We start from the raw sequence: 16,337 nt of genomic DNA, 5'->3' as shown, positions 1-16,337 counted from the left end.
GTATGATCATCATTCGCGGCCGCTATAAATCCGCATACCAAGAAGAAACGCCTACGGCGTCCTTTTCCAGGCCGGTAAGCGATTCTGCGAGAAATATAAGACCAGAGTATATGCGAAGTTTATACTTTCTTATATTTTAAAATAACCCCACAAAGTGGGGCCAATCCCAATGAAAATAATCTACTTGAACCAGCCCCGGCGCAGAAACCACAATACCATCCCGACCGCTAGGCCGAACATGAGCAGCAGCACTACCGGATAAGCGTATTTCCAGCCGAGCTCCGGCATATTTGTAAAGTTCATCCCATAAATACCCGCGATCAGCGTCAGCGGCATGAAGATGGTTGTAATCACGGTCAGTGTCTTCATGATGGAGTTCATCCGGTTGGAGTTCAGCGAGATGTAGCTGTCCCTAAGGTCGGCCGTCATTTCGCGGTCCGCTTCAATCATGTCGGTCAGCTTCAGCAGATGATCATAGATATCGCCAAAATACACCTTATGTTCGTTACTGCTTTGCACATGTTGGGAATTCAGGACACGGTACATCAAATCGCGCATCGGCACGATCGTCCGGCGCAGCTTCAAAAGGCGTCCGCGCAGATCAAACACCTGGTTCATCAGATCCTCGACCGATTTCACGCTTCCCTTGCTCTCCAGTTCCGCTAACTCATCTTCAATCATGAATACGCTTGGAAAATATTTATCCACCAGCTTGTCCATCACGTTGTAGGCGCAATAGGACGGCCCGCGCGCCCAGATTTTGCGGTCATGAACATGCTGTATGATTTCCAACCATGCCTCATCCACTTCCTCCAGTTCTTGGCTGTGGAAGGATACGATCATATGCTGGCTCAGAAATAAATCAACTTCCTCTACATGCAGCGTACCCGGATCAAGCGCATGCAGAACGAAAAATTGCAGCTCGTCGTAATAATCCAGTTTCGGACGCTGCAGCACATGCAAGCAGTCCTCCACCGCCAGCGGATGAAAATGAAAATATGTAGTTAATAGTTCGGATTCATCTGGTGTAGGCGCATTAAAATCAACCCATATCCAGGCATAATTGTCCATTTGAATCTTCTCCAAGGGAATGCCTGTCACCACCTCATGCGAATGGGTTATCGCCAGCGTGCGTATCATCGCTCAATCATGTTCTCCTTTCAGCTCGGGATGAAGTTAGTCCCTTCATTGTACAGTATAAGCAACTCGATTCGAAATCCCCCCTTTTTCTGCATACAAAAAAGCCAACCTAATATCGATTGGCCCCCACTTCTTATCCTATTTATCTGTCTACTCTGTCTAATCTATCTAAAATAATATCTTATAAATAATGCCTGCCAGTATAGCGGAGATCGGAATGGTAATAAACCAAGTCATCACGATCCGTCCGGCCAGCGACCATTTCACTTCGGAGAAACGCTTTGCGCTGCCGACGCCGAGAATTGCGGATGTCACCGCATGGGTTGTGCTGACGGGCAAATGCAGCAAAGTTGCGCCGAAGATAACGGTTGCCGATGTGAAATCAGCGGCAAAGCCGTTGATCGGCTCGATTTTGAATATTTTCGTACCCATGGTCTTGATAATCTTCCAGCCGCCAATAGAGGTGCCGAGCGCCATCGAGGTCGCCGCCGCAATTTTGACCCACAACGGGACTTCAAGATCTTTCAGATGACCAGAGGTGACGAGTGCAAAGGTGATAATCCCCATTGCCTTTTGCGCGTCATTCGTACCATGCGTAAAAGACTGCGCCGCAGCCGTAATGATCTGCATCGTACGGAAACCTTTGTTGACGGTATGCGGACTCATTCTCCCAAATATCCATTTGAGAATCGTCATGATAATATAACCCATCACAAACGCGATAAGCGGAGATAACAAAAGTCCTTCCACAATTTCCACGAAGCCGCTCCATTTGACATGGTCCGAACCGGCTCCCACGAACACCGCACCGGCCAAAGCACCGATCAATGCATGTGAAGAGGAGGAAGGTATACCCAGCCACCAGGTCAACAGATTCCAAATAATCGCCGCAAGCAGCGTGGCAATAACCACCTCTATCCCGTTGTCAAGCGTTGACGGGTCTGCTACGCTTCCGCCGATTTTCTTCGCCACGCCCGTAAACAGGATCGCGCCGATAAAGTTCATCACCGCTGCCAGAATAATCGCCGTCCGCGGCTTCAGGGCACGTGTCGAAACGGATGTTGCGATCGCATTGGCCGTATCATGGAAACCGTTAATAAAGTCAAACGCCAGCGCAAGGAAGATGACAATGCCTAATACGAATAATGATGTCTCCATGTCTTGTTAAACCCCTTACGAGTTGCTCATAATGATCGATTCCAGCAAATTCGCCACATCTTCACATTTATCCGTGGTCGTTTCGAGACGTTCGTAAATTTCTTTACGTTTGATCAGTTCGATCGGATCGGATACCTTCGCGAACAGCTCTTTAATGCAGATACGGAGCAGATCGTCCCCTTGATTCTCAAGGTCGTTCAGACGAATCGTATATTCGCGGATCGCGAGCAGTTTTTTCTGGGACAGCAAATGAATCGCCTTCTGGATCTCATAAGCCGATTGCCTCAAAATTTCCGCAAATTGTACGATATACTCATCGGAGTTCGGCAGATGATACATGTCAAAACGGGAAGCGCAGGCCTCCAGCCCATCCATAACATCATCCATGCTGGTTGTCAGGTCCATAATGTCATCGCGTTCGAGCGGCGTAATAAACGTTTTGTTGAGTTCCGTAATAATGGTGTGTGTAAATTCGTCACACTGCGACTCAAACTTTTTCATTTCATTGGCAAAAAGAAGCACATCCTGGAGATTGGCTACATGCTGAGCGAAATAATCGGCAGCTTGTACAATCGTATCGGCCATATTTTCCAGAGTTTGGAAAAATATGTCCTTTTTCTTCAATTTCATACGATAACCCCTTTACTTAAAATTGCCTTGAACGCGTGAAAACATGAAAAATGACAACCCTAGTTATCTTATCAACCCGCGACGTATTTTGTAAAGGCAACTCCTCTCTATTTTAAACGGATTGTAAAACCTTAGCGCGATTTATGTCTTAAAATACCCAATCTTGCGCAAAATTATCCAAGGCTTGGATGTAACCCTTCCAGGATTTCCATATGAAATTCAGCATTTCTCCTATGAAATTTAGCCCTTCTGATGAAGAAGGTTGACGTGGCTGTCGAATGACGGAGCATTCGGCACGATGTTGAAATATGTGGTACCCGGATATAAAGGCATTTCCTTTCCGTCTTTGACGAAACGGATGACGTCGTTTTTGGCGCGAGCCCATTTTCCTTTGATGGCCTTTCCCCGCTGAAGCAGGATGGCGTCCCCGCCGGAGGTAAGATTCACGGCCAGCCGCCCCACATCGTCCAACGTTTTATGGTTGGCGCCTAATACCACGACATTCGTGGCGGACAACTGCTCTCCCGTATTCAGGTCGATATGGGGTTTGCCGTTGATCGAGCGCAGATACGTCTTTTTTTCTACGTTATATTGGTACGTCACTTTGTAGCTTTTCAGTAAAAATGTAATATCGACACCTGAAGCATCCTCGCCCTCTGGAAGGTCATCCTCGGCCCGGAATGTATAGCCAGGTATGTTTACATCCTTTTTGTATCCGCGCTTGTCAGCGCCCTCCCTGAGCTTGTCTGCATCCGAATATAGGTTATGCGGAGCTTTGCGCGTTTTGTCTCTCCAGAAGTATGCCCCGGCATTGCCGATTTCATCGAGGTCCTCCTTATGCTGCTTCTGCAAAATCGCATACGCGTCGTTGCTGCCCCCTGCGTGGACCAGCACGCCGCCGTAGCTTTCCCCGATGTCGATTAAATAAGGGCGGATGCTGCGGATCGGACCGATTTTCTCATTGCTGCCCTTGCTTTGAAAAATGCCGATCAAACGTGTTATGCCGCCTTCAGCCAGCACTTCATATACGATATCCGCCTGCGTAAGCCCGGACTGCGGCCGTGCGGCAGGCGCATTATTGATCATCACGGATAGCGGGCGCTGTGTAACAGGTTTATCCACTGGTAAGCCGGTCAAAGACGAGGTATAAGCACCCTGCTGTTCACCCGATTGAATCGGTTCGTCCTGCGTAGGCTCCTCCGGCGGGGTCTGTTCCTCCACAACCGGCGGCTGCGGCGCTTCCGCTTTTTGCTGTCCGCAGGCAGCCAACAGCGAGCCGCATACGGCAAGGCATATCATCCCGCTTCCCAATTTAAACCAGAGCTTATTCTTACCTATGTACCTGTTCCTATTCATCATATATCGATAATCCCCCTTGTTCCTTATAGGCATTGCAAGCTGCAAGCCATGTATCCTGTCATCCCTCTCCCAATTCCTTTTCTTCCCATTTAACCATAAAAATTCGCCATTGTCCTTGCTATTCCTGGATATTAGCGGCAAAAGAGACATGGGAAAAATTTTTATAAAAATTTTATTTAAAATTGTGATTAAAATCACATGTGTTGTGAAATATTTCACATATAATAAAGACATGAAAGAGATGATCATCACTTAAAAAAACAAACCGGAAGCTAACAGCAAGATAACCTGACACCAAGAGCTTCTGAAAATACCCAAAAAATTGATTTTAGGAGTGGATTATTATGTTCAACAATTGGCTGAGAAACAACAAAACGGCGATGTGGTTATTGACGGTGGTTCGGATCTACCTTGGATATACCTGGTTCACGGCTGGTATTGGAAAATTGACAGGCGGATTTGATGCGGGAGGCTTCCTGCAAGGAGCAATCGCGAAAGCCGGCGGCGATCACCCGGCCGTACAAGGCTGGTGGGCTGCATTCCTGGAGCATGGCGCAATGCCTGGCGTGAAACTGTTCAACGTACTGATCCCGCTCGGCGAGACGCTGGTTGGACTCGGACTCATCCTGGGCTGCTTCACAACCTTCGCGGCCTTGATGGGTATGGTGATGAACTTCGCCTTCCTCTTCTCGGGAACCGTAAGCACCAACGCGCAAATGCTGCTGCTTGAAATTTTCGTAGTCGTCGCTGCCGCTAATGCCGGTCGCATCGGGCTTGACCGTTGGGTAATGCCTTACCTCCGCAGCCTTTTCCATAAAAAAGGCCATGGCAATGCTCCACTTCCACATGGTGGATTGCCAAAAACCAAAGGCGCTGCGTAAAAATGCGTAGATAAAAAGAGAATAAAGAGAACTCTAGAGAGTAGAAACCATACTGAGATAAATGTAGAGAACTTGAACTGTATCCCAACCGTTGGTCGTTAAAACTGACAGTTGGCGGTGCGGTTCTTTTTTTAGGTGGTTGACCTCCGTCATGCAACACCGCGCCGTACGCCGGTGCTGCCCGCAATGCGATTGGCCGGCCCTTTTTCGAAAAATAACCGTAGGAAGCGGCGATAACAGAATATTAGAGAATGCCTGTGCACAAAAGTTCCCGTTAGACACAGAAGCCGCCTCAAATTGAGGCGGCTTCTTCAAATATTTAATGATTCAACTCAGGAGCCGAACATCCAGCAGTTGAGGCTTAGATTGCCGTATTGATAATCTTGAAACAGCCGTTTAGCCTGGCGGTCGTCATCGGCCGCTCCCATCGCATAAAACAAAGGGATGAAGTGCTCCGATCCGTAAGATGGAACCGCTTGACGGGCATGGGGAGCTTTTTTGGCATATTCGAACAACTCGTTTATCTTCCAGCTTTCCAGCTGCTCGGTGACCCAATCATCGAACTCGACGGCCCATGGATCGGCTTCGCCGCCAGACTGGCCGATCAAGCGGAGATTATGCACAAGCCCGCCGCTCCCGACGATCAGTACATCTTGCCTGCGAAGCTCTGTCAGCATGGCGCCAATGGCATATTGTTCCGCCGGTGAACGTCTGGAATCCACCGACAGCTCGACAACCGGAATGTTGGCGTCAGGGTACATTTTCTGCAAAACAACCCAAGCACCATGATCAAGCCCACGGCCGCGAACCGGCTGATTCGGCAGATTGCCTGCCTCAAAAAGCTGCCCGATCCGCTGGGAAAGCTTGGCTGAGCCGGGAGCCGGATAGCGCAATTCGTACATTTCTTCGGGAAATCCGTAAAAGTCGTGCATTGTATCGTGTGACTCATCCACGCTGAAAGACTGGTCCGGAGTATCCCAATGTGCCGAGAAAACCGCAATCGCCTCGGGTGTTGGAAGTTCCTGCCCCAGATTCTCAAGAAAACGAGTGTATCCGTTATCTTCCAGAGCGAGCATAGGTGAACCGTGCGCTACAAATAGAGATGGTAATGTCATCGATGTCAACCTCCACACGCCAGTATAAGTTGCTACTTATATTTTACCGTGTACGGAAAGATAATTCCAATCCCGGCCGGCAGGGCACCGGATTTATTTCATCATGGCAAAGCGGATTCTCATCTCTCTCTAAAGAGGCAGTGGATTTCCGTTCGCAATCCTAAATCATCCAGTGCTGCCAATCCTGCTGCAATGTCTTTTGCTCGTTTAGCCATTCTTTGGTTCTGTGGATAAGCTGCCCGCAATGCGGCCCCGAGGAATAGGTATGATTTGCCTGAAAAATAATTTCCTTGTCGCAGCGGCCCTCGGAACGCATCCAGAACACTTTTTGATACAAAAACGCATAATCGACCGGGATCGACTCATCCGACGTCCCATGAATCACCAGCACATTGCCGCTAAACTTCACAGCCTCCTGAAACGGCTGATATGTGCCAAGCGAGTCGAAAAATGCCGGCGTAAATTCAAAACCGAGGTAATCGGAACTACCCGTTTTGACCGCATGATCATAAACCTCGCGCCCCGTGATTTTCAAAATATCGTTCAGCGGATATCCCACGGCCGACCACAAGATCAAGTTTTTCACTCTCCGGTCGCGAACCGCCGTCAGAATGGCGACCGCGCCGCCAAGGCTGTGCCCGATCAGCGTCACTTGGGAAGGATCGACATTGCCGCATTCCAGTGCGTAATCAAGCACGGCCTTGGTTTGGGCGATCATCGATTCCAGCCCCTCTTTCCCGTAAGTCCCGCTGCTTTCGCCGCAGCCGGCGTAATCAAAACGCAGCACCATGTAGCCTTCTCCTGCCAGCTCGCGGGCCGTCTTCACGAACAGGCGGTCTACGCCGACCCGGCTCCCGACAAAACCATGGCAAATCACGATTAGCGGAGCCCGCTCCCCGCAGCGGCCGTTTTCCCCTTCCGGTTGCACCGGATAATGCAAGCTCGCAGTCAATTCCTCCTGACCGTGGCGAATCGTTATAGCTCTTTCCATCTCCTTCGTTCCTCCTTTTATTCATAACTTCTATTCATATTTTCAAACCGAAATATTCGCGGATAATGTGGCTCAATGCTGAAATTAGTTCTTGACATTGCATACGAGTTGGCCACTACGGTTACGGATCATTCTTCCGATCACTGTTGTCTCCAAATTTCTTGAATCGATTCCGTCCCCTCCGCTACTTCAAAACACTCATTATTATGGTGAGCCCATAATATATCTTGAAGTTACTAAAAGTCCTTTAACATATAATTCCGATAAATTTAGTAAGATATTGATTTGAAATACATATTAACACCCCAGGTTCTAAGGTGTCAATCCAAAACCATATGGTTGTTAGGAAATCCACGGCGGAGGTATGAAACGGGGGAGCTTGGCAGAAACTACGGTCAGAACCGTTAAAGAAAGGGATAAGGAATATGTGGCGACAATGGATCTCTCATATCATCGAACATCCCCTGCCCTGGATACTTATCGCAGGCGTTATTTGGGCTGTGATCTATGTGATCCTCCATTACGAGCAGCTCTTTTACGAGGAATAAGCGGTTCCCGGGCCTTGAATTCGGCCGAAGCTGTTCCTATACTTGTTGTACGGAGGAACGGATATGACAACAAGACAAATGATACAAGAGAACAACCGGCTGCGGGAGCAGATGACTCCGGCGAACAGGGATTTTTTTGAGGATATCGTCGTTTATGTGCGCGACAGCCGGGTAGACCGCCATCAAGGCGAAGAGCGGCTGCTGGAGCTGGCGAGGGAGGTACTCGAAGCGCAGCAAAAAGGAACATCCGCATCGGCATTATTCGGCGGAGATGCCGAGGCTTATGCGCGGTCGGTCGTCGAATCGCTGCCTTCCATTCAACCTGTTGAAGGTGCCCGCTATTACATCATGATTGCCTGGGCCGCCTTGACCATTTTATTTCTGGTGGAAGCGGTCATCGGTTTGTGGGCGAAGTTTGCGGGTTACGACAGCAGTTCGCTCAACCAGATCAGCCTGCTGGCGATCATCCTGGTGGCTGTCGGCTCGATTGGATTGACAGAACTCATCATGAAGCCGCTCGCCAAACTGCAGGATTCGGACAACAAGAAGCCGGGAATTAACCTAAAGGCTATCGGTATCTACCTGATCGTCATGGTCATCGTCATGGTGATCGGCTATTCGCTGCGCAATATGCTGCCCGTTTTTACAGTATCGCCATGGATCAGCCTCATATTATGCGCTGTCGGCATTCTCGGGCTCCGGTTTATCTTTTTGCGCAGATCCAGATCATAACTTCAAGTCAGGAATTACAAAACATCTTTGTGCCGAAATGCGATAAGACGCAGCCAAAGATGTTTTTTTGTTGGAAGGCTATTCAGGGGTTCTACGATAAAATGTGCGCAAATAAAGTCAATTTCATAATGCAAATTGCTGCTTGTAATCTATTATGAAATTGACTTAATGCGCAGGCAATATTTGCAAAGGCAATAAGGTATCACATAATATAGTAACAATTCGAACTACATTTCAGCATTATTCGGAGGTGCATGTTTATGAAATTGGCCCAATCCGCCGCGGCAGTCCTTCTTGCAGCCGTTATTAGTTTACAAGCAGGACCCGGAGCGATTTACGCCGCTGGTGCGAAAGCTGGTACATCGACTGCGGCAGCATCGACGGCCTCCACCGTCAAATCCCATTCCAATGATGTATATAATCATATGTTGAGTTTGCTCAAATCCCCGGCCAAACAGGCTGAAGCCGTCAGCTATCTGGAAAAGAACATACGCCAGGCAACGCCTGCCCAAGCCACTACGATGCTCTTAAAGCTCGAAAATGCGGAAAAAGCAAATCTGGATGCTTGGAACAACAAATTTTTCAAAGACAGCGTACAAAGCAAACTTATGAAGCTGATGAAATCCGGAGATGACCTGACAACTCTTATCCGCAAAACAAGCGACAAAAGCCTGAAATCCCTGCTCACAAGCGCCCGCGACAGCGGTTACCGCCTGGAAACCTCGGAGGGCATGTTCTACCTGGTACTGGATTACCCGCGATATCAAAAGGTCCGTTCATTTGTTACCGCCGACATTCAAAGCTACATCGACATCATGACGGCCGAAACGAAAAACCCGTTTGCGAATGACGCCGCCTTGTCCATCGGCTGGACGGAAGTCACCAAACGCGCACTGGCGCAGGAGAAGTTCCTAAAGTCCTTCCCGAAATCCAACCGCGCCGCCCAGGTCAAGGAATTATACCAGCAGTACTTGAACGTTTCCCTACACGGTCTCAATAACACGCCATTATTCGATTATGACACCAAAAAAATCGACCCCAAAGCCAAATCAGCTCTCGCAGCCGCCGTCAGCAAAGGCGATCCAAGCAAAAGCGGTTACCTGAAAACGCTAAAAGGTTTCCTGGACGTACTGAAGAAAAACAACGATACGCTGACGCCTGACGTCGAGAAATATAGAAAAAGCGTTTCGGGTGCGTGATTTCTAGATCCGACGAAAAAAGCCCTACCGCTCCTCTTCCTATGCTTTAAGGGAAGGGTGCGTGGGCTTTTTGTAGTAAGGGTTTTAGAATAAGTTGAAAAAAATATCAATGCATACTTTTTTTCAATGTAATCTTCAAATATTAAAGCATTACTTGCGGTTCCCTGGTTTAAACCTTCCTGCAAATCACTGATTAAACAGTACTTCCCCTTGCTTTGTTTCAACTAATTTTCCACCAAATATTTGCCAGCACATTTTCTTTTCACCATCATGATCATCAATCAAAAAATACCCAGTTAGATCTGAGTTTAATTTTGCTATTTCATCCAGCTGCTTCTTAATAAAATCTGAGTGATACTCTCGTATGTCTGCCCCATAAAAAACATACGCCGTCCAATTCATAATCGATTTTGGAAAATTCCATCCTGATTGATACAGTTTACGCTTATCAAGATCTAATTCATATTCAGAATAATTTTTAAAAAAGAGGTTATTTATCTCTTTTATCTTCTCAATATCATTTTCTTCACATTCAATCCATCCTCTAACGGAAACATATCTCCCCAATTTTAGTCCCCCATTCCTTTTCTTATGGTAACACCTTTTTCATCCAGATACTTTGCTATTCTATTCAGTTCAACATTATCTAAATGAACATATGGTCTACCTCAATAAGTTCACCTTTCAAAAAAGAGAAGTATCTTAAATGATTGGTTTTTTTGTGGCCCAGCCACTATATTATGATAATTTGGTGAAAATGAAATCCAAACCTCTTTTAACCGATTAAACTATAATGATAGGATTTTTCAAATTCGATTCTATATAAGTTGAACCATTTACTTTAAATGGATGGAGGCAGCCGGGTGAAATGTTCTTCTTGAATCGCTGTTGTTCACGGATTTCTATGATTACAACTCATTCATGGTCGAAATCCGCTCACAAAGGCGAACGCTGCCGCTTCTCAGAATCATTTCCCCTAGGTTCAATATTCTAAAGTGATCTTCTTTAGGGGATTGAACCCTCTTGCCTATTCCATTTTCTTTAGTTCAACTTATATAGACGCTCTCGGGTCCAATATATAGACGAACGAAATCGTTTCGATCTATACATTGCTTAATTGAAGTCGCTTTTGGGATTTTTGTAAAATCCTTATGTGAATTAATAGAAAGAGAAAGAGTGAGGGGACCCGCTTGAAAAACAAAGACAGCCCAGCGGCTTACCATTCAAGATCAGAGAAGAAGAACCACGAGACGAACAAAAAAAATTTTAGTGGAGGTCGACCATGAAACGATTAATGGCAGTGCTGCTCAGTATGATGCTCATTCTCACCGCCTATTCAGGTATCGTGCAAGCCAAGGAGAATGATGCGAATACGGTTAGCGAACAGCATTATACACGCATCGGCGAAGATTACGACATTCTTAATGAGAATATGCTATTGGCAAAAAAAGATGGAACCCTATGGGCCTGGAACTTCTATGATTATCCACCTAATGATTCCGATTCATTCTATCAAGCCAAGCTGACGAAAATTTCGGGCATGCAGGACGTGAAACAGATCGAGTTCGAGGCGAAGGAACGGAACAATAGACTTATAACCAACTATGTTGCGCTAAAAAAAGACGGCACCGTATGGTATTGGGATTCCAAAAAAGGTGATTATCTTCGGCCTGCGGATGCTCCAACACCCATTAAAGATTTAAACAACGTAACTTCATTCGTCGCTGATTTTTTCGTCAGCAATAATTATAAAACCTTGTTTGTATTAAAAGCGGACGGTTCAGTTTGGAGTTGGGGAAGTAAACTGAAAAAATCCTCGTCGGCCTCAAAACCAACCAAGCTTCTTGATGATGTCATATCCTTAAAATCTGCAAACGGTGTTGCTTACGCAGTTAAAAAAGACGGTTCCGTTTGGAAATGGAGAACAAGTTGGTTTCTTCCGCAAAACCGTTCTAAAAACAAAGATCCAGAGCAGATCACAGGACTTGCAAATATCGTCAACATCGAGCCGGGCGATATGATCAACTATGCCTACAAACAAGATGGCACGGTCTGGTTTTGGCGAACATATGACGCTGAGAGTATTTCGGTTCAACTACATAAAGCAACGGGTGCGCGAGGTATCGTCCAGTTAGACTCCGGTGTGAAAGATCCGAATATCGATACCACTTATGCTTTAAAAACGGATGACCAGCTCTGGTCAGTGGGGAATGAGCAAGTGTATTCCGGGCTTGCAAATATCGCCTCCGTGTATCACCAGGGGTTTAATTCAAGAAGGAATTATGTATTGAAAAAGGATCAGACCTTGTGGGCCTGGAAGGATTCTTCCAACTTGCCGAAGCTTGTTGTCTTCACGAAAGACACGTCAGTTGGCATTCCCGGTACCAAACCAACCGGCAATCCTTCTGAAATAACGGAAGAATCCGGTAATCGTTCCGGAACAACAGACATACCAACAAGTAATTCTACAGGAACAACAAGTAAACCAGCGGGTAATGAAACAACAAGCAAGCCGGCGGGTAATTCTTCCGAGACAAACAAGCCGACAGGTAATTCTTCGGAGTCAACAAACAGAGCAGCAGGCAATCCTCCTGAGGCAAAAACAAACAAAACAGCAGGTAATCCCTCTGAGGAAAAAGCTCGACCAGCCATAAGAACATCGCCGGAAATAAATATTTTTCCGTTTATCACGATGCTGCAGCCTGGGGAACGACAGATCATTGCCGCAAGCAATGTGCTTCCCGGGACGACAATCACGTACACCGTTGATGATCCGAGCATTGGAACCTTATCGAAGGTGAATGGCGTACCGGTCGTAACAGCGAATAAATCCGGACAGACCATTGTGCGGGCAACTGCAACCAGAGCCGGTGCCCCAGACGAGACCGCCTACTTTTGGTTGTATGTCATTGATGGAAGCACGCTGTCCAATACGTATTTCACGGCCGTCCGGGCAATTACCGACACTGACAGACAAAAGCCCTTTATTGTGGAGGGGCTGACGCAAGCGGGAGAACTTGTGATCACAGCCGCAAGCATCGACAAACTGACTCCGGTTAACGGCCAGTTCGTTATAACGTCCGATGTGGTTGACCGCTTAGCTGGCAATGCGTCCAAGGTAAAGTCAACTGTAAAGCAGACATTATCGGAGAATAAAATCACACTTGTGCGAGAACTGATTGTGAATGCGGAAATCGTGACCGAGCCCAATCAAAATGAATATACATTCAAGCTTTATAAAAATGGCTTGGTCGGCCGGAAGGATATCGACTATATAACCGTTTATGCGGGGGATGCGAAGCTGGTGCTGAATGTTGCGACAACAGATCGCCTGTTTCAATCATTCCCCGTGATTGAGATTCATCTGGTGAAAGAAAATAATGACGGATATCGCGTACAATTTTTTAATGAGCAAGGTCAGGAGCTTCCAAACGTTCCAAGCAATATCGGGCTTATTCTGCCCACAAATCAGCCGGACGCCACAAATATCAGCGTGTTCTATCAAAATGGGAGCAGCACGCAGCCGATCGGCGGAAAGTTCAATCCATCCAAAAACGGCATGGAAGCGGAAATCAGCCGCAGCGGAACATATTTCGTGAGCGAAAATTCCAAATCATTCCCCGACGTTGACGGTCAAGATCCGGAGTTACAGCAAGCCGTACACTTCTTGGGCTCCAAAGGAATCGTTACCGGGAAAGACAAAGGCGGTTTCGAGCCCGATTCCCTGCTCACCCGCGCCGAGTTCACGGCTATGCTTGTAAGAGCCTTTTACGCTTTGGACGAAACAGCGACAGAGAGCTTTTCAGACGTGGAGCCGCCGCAGTGGCATCATCCATTTATCGCTTCGTCCGAAAAAAAACATATCGTCGAAGGTTATCCTGACGGCACATTCAAACCGGATCGTACGATTTCCCGGGAAGAAATGACCGCAATCGGGGCAAGATACCTGCACGAAAAGAAACACTATTTTTACCCTTCCAATCCGGAGGATTACCTGAATCAATTCGTAGACAAACAGACCATATCCAATTGGGCCAAACCAACCATGTCTTTGGCAGTAAAGCAGCGTCTGATCGATGTTCCTGCCGATAAACAGATTAAAGCCCGCGAGGCTGTCACGCGCGGGGAAGCTGCCCGGATGCTGTACCGGCTTTATTTGCAGCTTTGAGCCTGAGTTTTTTCAAGAGAATTTTCAAGAGAAGAAAAGGATAGGAAGATGGAAAAAGGGCTGGATGATGTTATCCAGTCCTTTTGCTTATTGAGTATTTTCAGCAGGTCTAGCCGATCTAACAGCTATTCTTCTGCTTCTTTGACATAATAGCGATCAACATCATTACCATGCCAACCAGTGCATAGATAACTTTCCCAATGAGTACATCTGTAGGGACATAAAAAGCCGGTTCCACTATATCAAGGGATAGCAAAGAAAAAAACATCAAATACAAAAAGTTCCTACTTTATTATCAATCAACCCAAATGTCATAGTAAATATATGTTCCATTGGAATTCACACTAACTGTAGCTTTTCCTGGTTGTATTCCCTTAACTATCCGGCCTTGTTCAATAAGGATTGCTCTCTGCGGATTAGAAATCATGGTGACAGTACCATGAAAATCGTAACGGTCACCTATGCGCAGGTTTAGTTTTTGATTTGTATTCGCCAAAGGAGAAACGGAGTCTGTATTAACAGGTGAAGCACTCACATTCACACTTCCAAATATCATAGACACACCTACTAAAGCACCTATAGCTAAAGATTTGATGTTCATTAATACAATTCCTCCTTTAATAATATAAGTATACAATACCATATTATGTAAATATATACTTGGGTATTTGGTCTCATTTAATAGAGTAAAAAATGTCTGGAGAATTTGCACTACGCTTATTAAAGGATGAGTTGCGAGATCAGGAATTTGAAGTAGAACAATTCAGTCAAAGGAAAGTTGATGTAATGGTTACAACAGTCGCCAAAATGAGAAATCAAATTTATGATCTTAAGTTTGCAATTGAGTTGTTGGAAGAATATCAAGATTAGAAAGTGAGACAAAGTATTGGATCGAAAAAAACGAAATTGAATCAGAAAAAATGGGCGAACAAATTGGTTACGGAAAGGCCATTTTACAATAGATCTCATAAATCACAGACTACGAAATGCCTAGAGTGAAAGACTGCTCACGAATCTTTCTCAGAAAAGCACCTTGACTTGACAATCCGTCGATGCAAAAGAACATCAAAGTATCTGGCGAAGAACCCCCCGATATTTAGAGTGCACCCCTTATAGTGGATATTGGAAAAAACCCTGGTGTTAAAAACCGATGAAATTTTCGGAGGGTTCATTGACCAAATATGAAGGAAATGAGCAATTACTTTTCCAGCGTTGCTCCTCCCTCCCACTTCTCCTTCAAAGCTTTCAAATCCTCGACGAAGAACCTTAGTAAATTGGATCTCCTTCTTACAGCAAGCGGATGATAGGTGAATCTGATCGGTATACGCTCAAACTCGTGCCAGTTTCCTCGCAACGCCTTGACAGTGGCATCCTCCTTCTGGGGGAACAAAGCTTCCGAGACGACATTCCCAAAACCAAATAGTACCGACGGCTGCTTCTGAAGAAGCTGTAATTGTAGATGGTGAAGACATGCCGCTCGGGTTGCAGGCTTATTATAAGCACGGATTGGGCGGCGTATAAGCAAATAGGTGACGTAAACCGAGTGTATATCAATACCCGCTTCCATCATGCCAAGCTGAAGGGTCTCCCGGGTACCGCATAAAAATATAATTTTTAAAGATGAATTATTCTTATGAACGGGGTGAATTTTATGCAGTGGCAAGAGGTTCGATCGATCCTGATCAATACGTTCTACTAGAAATTCTCGATTTTCATACGTAGGATACGTTGATGAGGTTACTATTGTTCGATCCATCCAAAATCCCTCTGAGGCGACGAAAGAGCTACTAAAATGCAAAGACAACAGTATTGCAGATGAAGAACAAATTGCAATCGAGCTGAGAAAGCCTCCATTCTATAGGAGCCGATATCATGTGGATTGAATAGATAACCTGCGGCAACCCTCTATGACTATTCGCTATAAAGGGTGCTCTCTGACAATTGATCATTAGTCATCGACACCGGGGCAGCCCATTCTCTTCTCTCTTCCAGTATCGCCACCCATATAGGAATTTACTTTGAAAATGGAGACACACTTATACGCAGCTAGGGGTCTAGCTCTTTACTCACCTGAAAGGTGATTCTTACACACCGTAATATTCAAAAAAATTCAACTTATAAAGACTTTGGTTGACTGCGCTAATCCAGTGCTCCTTTTCCTTCACTTGTCCCGAAGCTGCTTTTGTATATGCTACAAGTTCAGCAAAAATATTTTTCTGTGGAGCTTCTATGGTTAATGTTTCTCTCATAAATTCTAAGCGTTTAATAAATGGAGCAGCTGCTTCTTTATTGATCGCCGTAATTGCATTATTGATAAGCCCTTCGATTTCCCTACATTCTTCATTAGTAAGTTTTCTTTTACTCTCCATTCCTTTGCCCTCCTCAAGTTAATTTTCAGAGTAACGCAAAATTCGAT

Annotated in this window: 15 protein-coding genes; 5 read left to right on the top strand and 10 right to left on the bottom strand. The window is 46.0% G+C overall.

What is annotated here, in order from left to right; all coding sequences use genetic code 11:
- Positions 1–180 precede the first annotated feature (180 nt).
- The 4 genes from corA to L6442_RS04490 all read right to left on the bottom strand — a co-directional run bounded on the left by corA (position 181) and on the right by L6442_RS04490 (position 4,284).
- On the bottom strand, positions 181–1,140 hold the full coding sequence (gene corA / locus L6442_RS04505; RefSeq protein ID WP_212980337.1) for a magnesium/cobalt transporter CorA: 960 nt from the start codon (positions 1,138–1,140) through the stop codon (positions 181–183).
- A 168-nt stretch (positions 1,141–1,308) separates the two neighbouring features.
- On the bottom strand, positions 1,309–2,298 hold the full coding sequence (locus L6442_RS04500; RefSeq protein WP_212980338.1) for an inorganic phosphate transporter: 990 nt from the start codon (positions 2,296–2,298) through the stop codon (positions 1,309–1,311).
- Positions 2,299–2,313: 15 nt separating this feature from the next.
- Positions 2,314–2,928 carry a DUF47 domain-containing protein gene (locus L6442_RS04495; RefSeq protein ID WP_212980339.1) on the bottom strand — a complete coding sequence of 205 codons (615 nt, stop codon included), beginning with the start codon at positions 2,926–2,928 and terminating at the stop codon, positions 2,314–2,316.
- Between the two features lie 240 nt (positions 2,929–3,168).
- Positions 3,169–4,284 carry a DUF3048 domain-containing protein gene (locus L6442_RS04490; RefSeq protein WP_237100358.1) on the bottom strand — a complete coding sequence of 372 codons (1,116 nt, stop codon included), beginning with the start codon at positions 4,282–4,284 and terminating at the stop codon, positions 3,169–3,171.
- A 347-nt stretch (positions 4,285–4,631) separates the two neighbouring features.
- Between L6442_RS04490 and L6442_RS04485 the strand changes: the two genes are divergently transcribed.
- Positions 4,632–5,168, top strand: a complete 537-nt coding sequence (locus L6442_RS04485) for a DoxX family protein (RefSeq protein ID WP_212980340.1) — start codon at positions 4,632–4,634, stop codon at positions 5,166–5,168.
- Between the two features lie 332 nt (positions 5,169–5,500).
- Here the strand turns inward: L6442_RS04485 and L6442_RS04480 are convergent, their stop codons facing one another.
- Complete coding sequence (locus tag L6442_RS04480) at positions 5,501–6,283, bottom strand: DODA-type extradiol aromatic ring-opening family dioxygenase (RefSeq protein ID WP_212980341.1); 783 nt, start codon at positions 6,281–6,283, stop codon at positions 5,501–5,503.
- A 160-nt stretch (positions 6,284–6,443) separates the two neighbouring features.
- Positions 6,444–7,274 (bottom strand): alpha/beta hydrolase, encoded by an 831-nt coding sequence (locus L6442_RS04475; protein WP_212980342.1) that lies wholly within the window; start codon positions 7,272–7,274, stop codon positions 6,444–6,446.
- Between the two features lie 611 nt (positions 7,275–7,885).
- On the opposite strand from L6442_RS04475, the gene L6442_RS04470 reads away from it, so the two are divergent.
- Together L6442_RS04470 and L6442_RS04465 are read left to right on the top strand one after the other, a co-directional pair.
- Positions 7,886–8,554: a DUF1129 family protein gene (locus L6442_RS04470; protein WP_212980343.1), complete on the top strand. Its 669-nt coding sequence runs from the start codon at positions 7,886–7,888 to the stop codon at positions 8,552–8,554.
- A gap of 260 nt (positions 8,555–8,814) precedes the next feature.
- Positions 8,815–9,753, top strand: a complete 939-nt coding sequence (locus L6442_RS04465; RefSeq protein ID WP_212980344.1) for a hypothetical protein — start codon at positions 8,815–8,817, stop codon at positions 9,751–9,753.
- Between the two features lie 186 nt (positions 9,754–9,939).
- Here the strand turns inward: L6442_RS04465 and L6442_RS04460 are convergent, their stop codons facing one another.
- Entirely contained in the window at positions 9,940–10,320 is a 381-nt protein-coding gene (locus tag L6442_RS04460) for a hypothetical protein (RefSeq protein WP_212980345.1), read from the bottom strand.
- 715 nt (positions 10,321–11,035) lie between these two features.
- Between L6442_RS04460 and L6442_RS04455 the strand changes: the two genes are divergently transcribed.
- Entirely contained in the window at positions 11,036–13,921 is a 2,886-nt protein-coding gene (locus L6442_RS04455) for an S-layer homology domain-containing protein (RefSeq protein ID WP_212980346.1), read from the top strand.
- Positions 13,922–14,216: 295 nt separating this feature from the next.
- Here the strand turns inward: L6442_RS04455 and L6442_RS04450 are convergent, their stop codons facing one another.
- On the bottom strand, positions 14,217–14,522 hold the full coding sequence (locus L6442_RS04450) for a hypothetical protein (RefSeq protein WP_212980347.1): 306 nt from the start codon (positions 14,520–14,522) through the stop codon (positions 14,217–14,219).
- 92 nt (positions 14,523–14,614) lie between these two features.
- Between L6442_RS04450 and L6442_RS04445 the strand changes: the two genes are divergently transcribed.
- On the top strand, positions 14,615–14,791 hold the full coding sequence (locus L6442_RS04445; RefSeq protein ID WP_212980348.1) for a hypothetical protein: 177 nt from the start codon (positions 14,615–14,617) through the stop codon (positions 14,789–14,791).
- Positions 14,792–15,119: 328 nt separating this feature from the next.
- Here L6442_RS04445 and L6442_RS04440 read toward each other — a convergent pair whose 3' ends face one another.
- Positions 15,120–15,677, bottom strand: a complete 558-nt coding sequence (locus L6442_RS04440; protein WP_237100207.1) for a uracil-DNA glycosylase family protein — start codon at positions 15,675–15,677, stop codon at positions 15,120–15,122.
- A 328-nt stretch (positions 15,678–16,005) separates the two neighbouring features.
- The gene (locus L6442_RS04435; protein WP_212980349.1) at positions 16,006–16,290 is read right to left on the bottom strand and encodes a hypothetical protein; all 285 of its coding nucleotides are present in this window, start codon (positions 16,288–16,290) and stop codon (positions 16,006–16,008) included.
- Positions 16,291–16,337: the final 47 nt, after the last annotated feature.

This window comes from Paenibacillus azoreducens, from assembly GCF_021654775.1.
GTDB classification, from domain to species: domain Bacteria; phylum Bacillota; class Bacilli; order Paenibacillales; family Paenibacillaceae; genus Paenibacillus_AQ; species Paenibacillus_AQ azoreducens.
The sequence above is the reverse complement of the archived record's forward strand: the minus strand, read 5'-3'. Positions and strand labels throughout refer to the sequence as shown.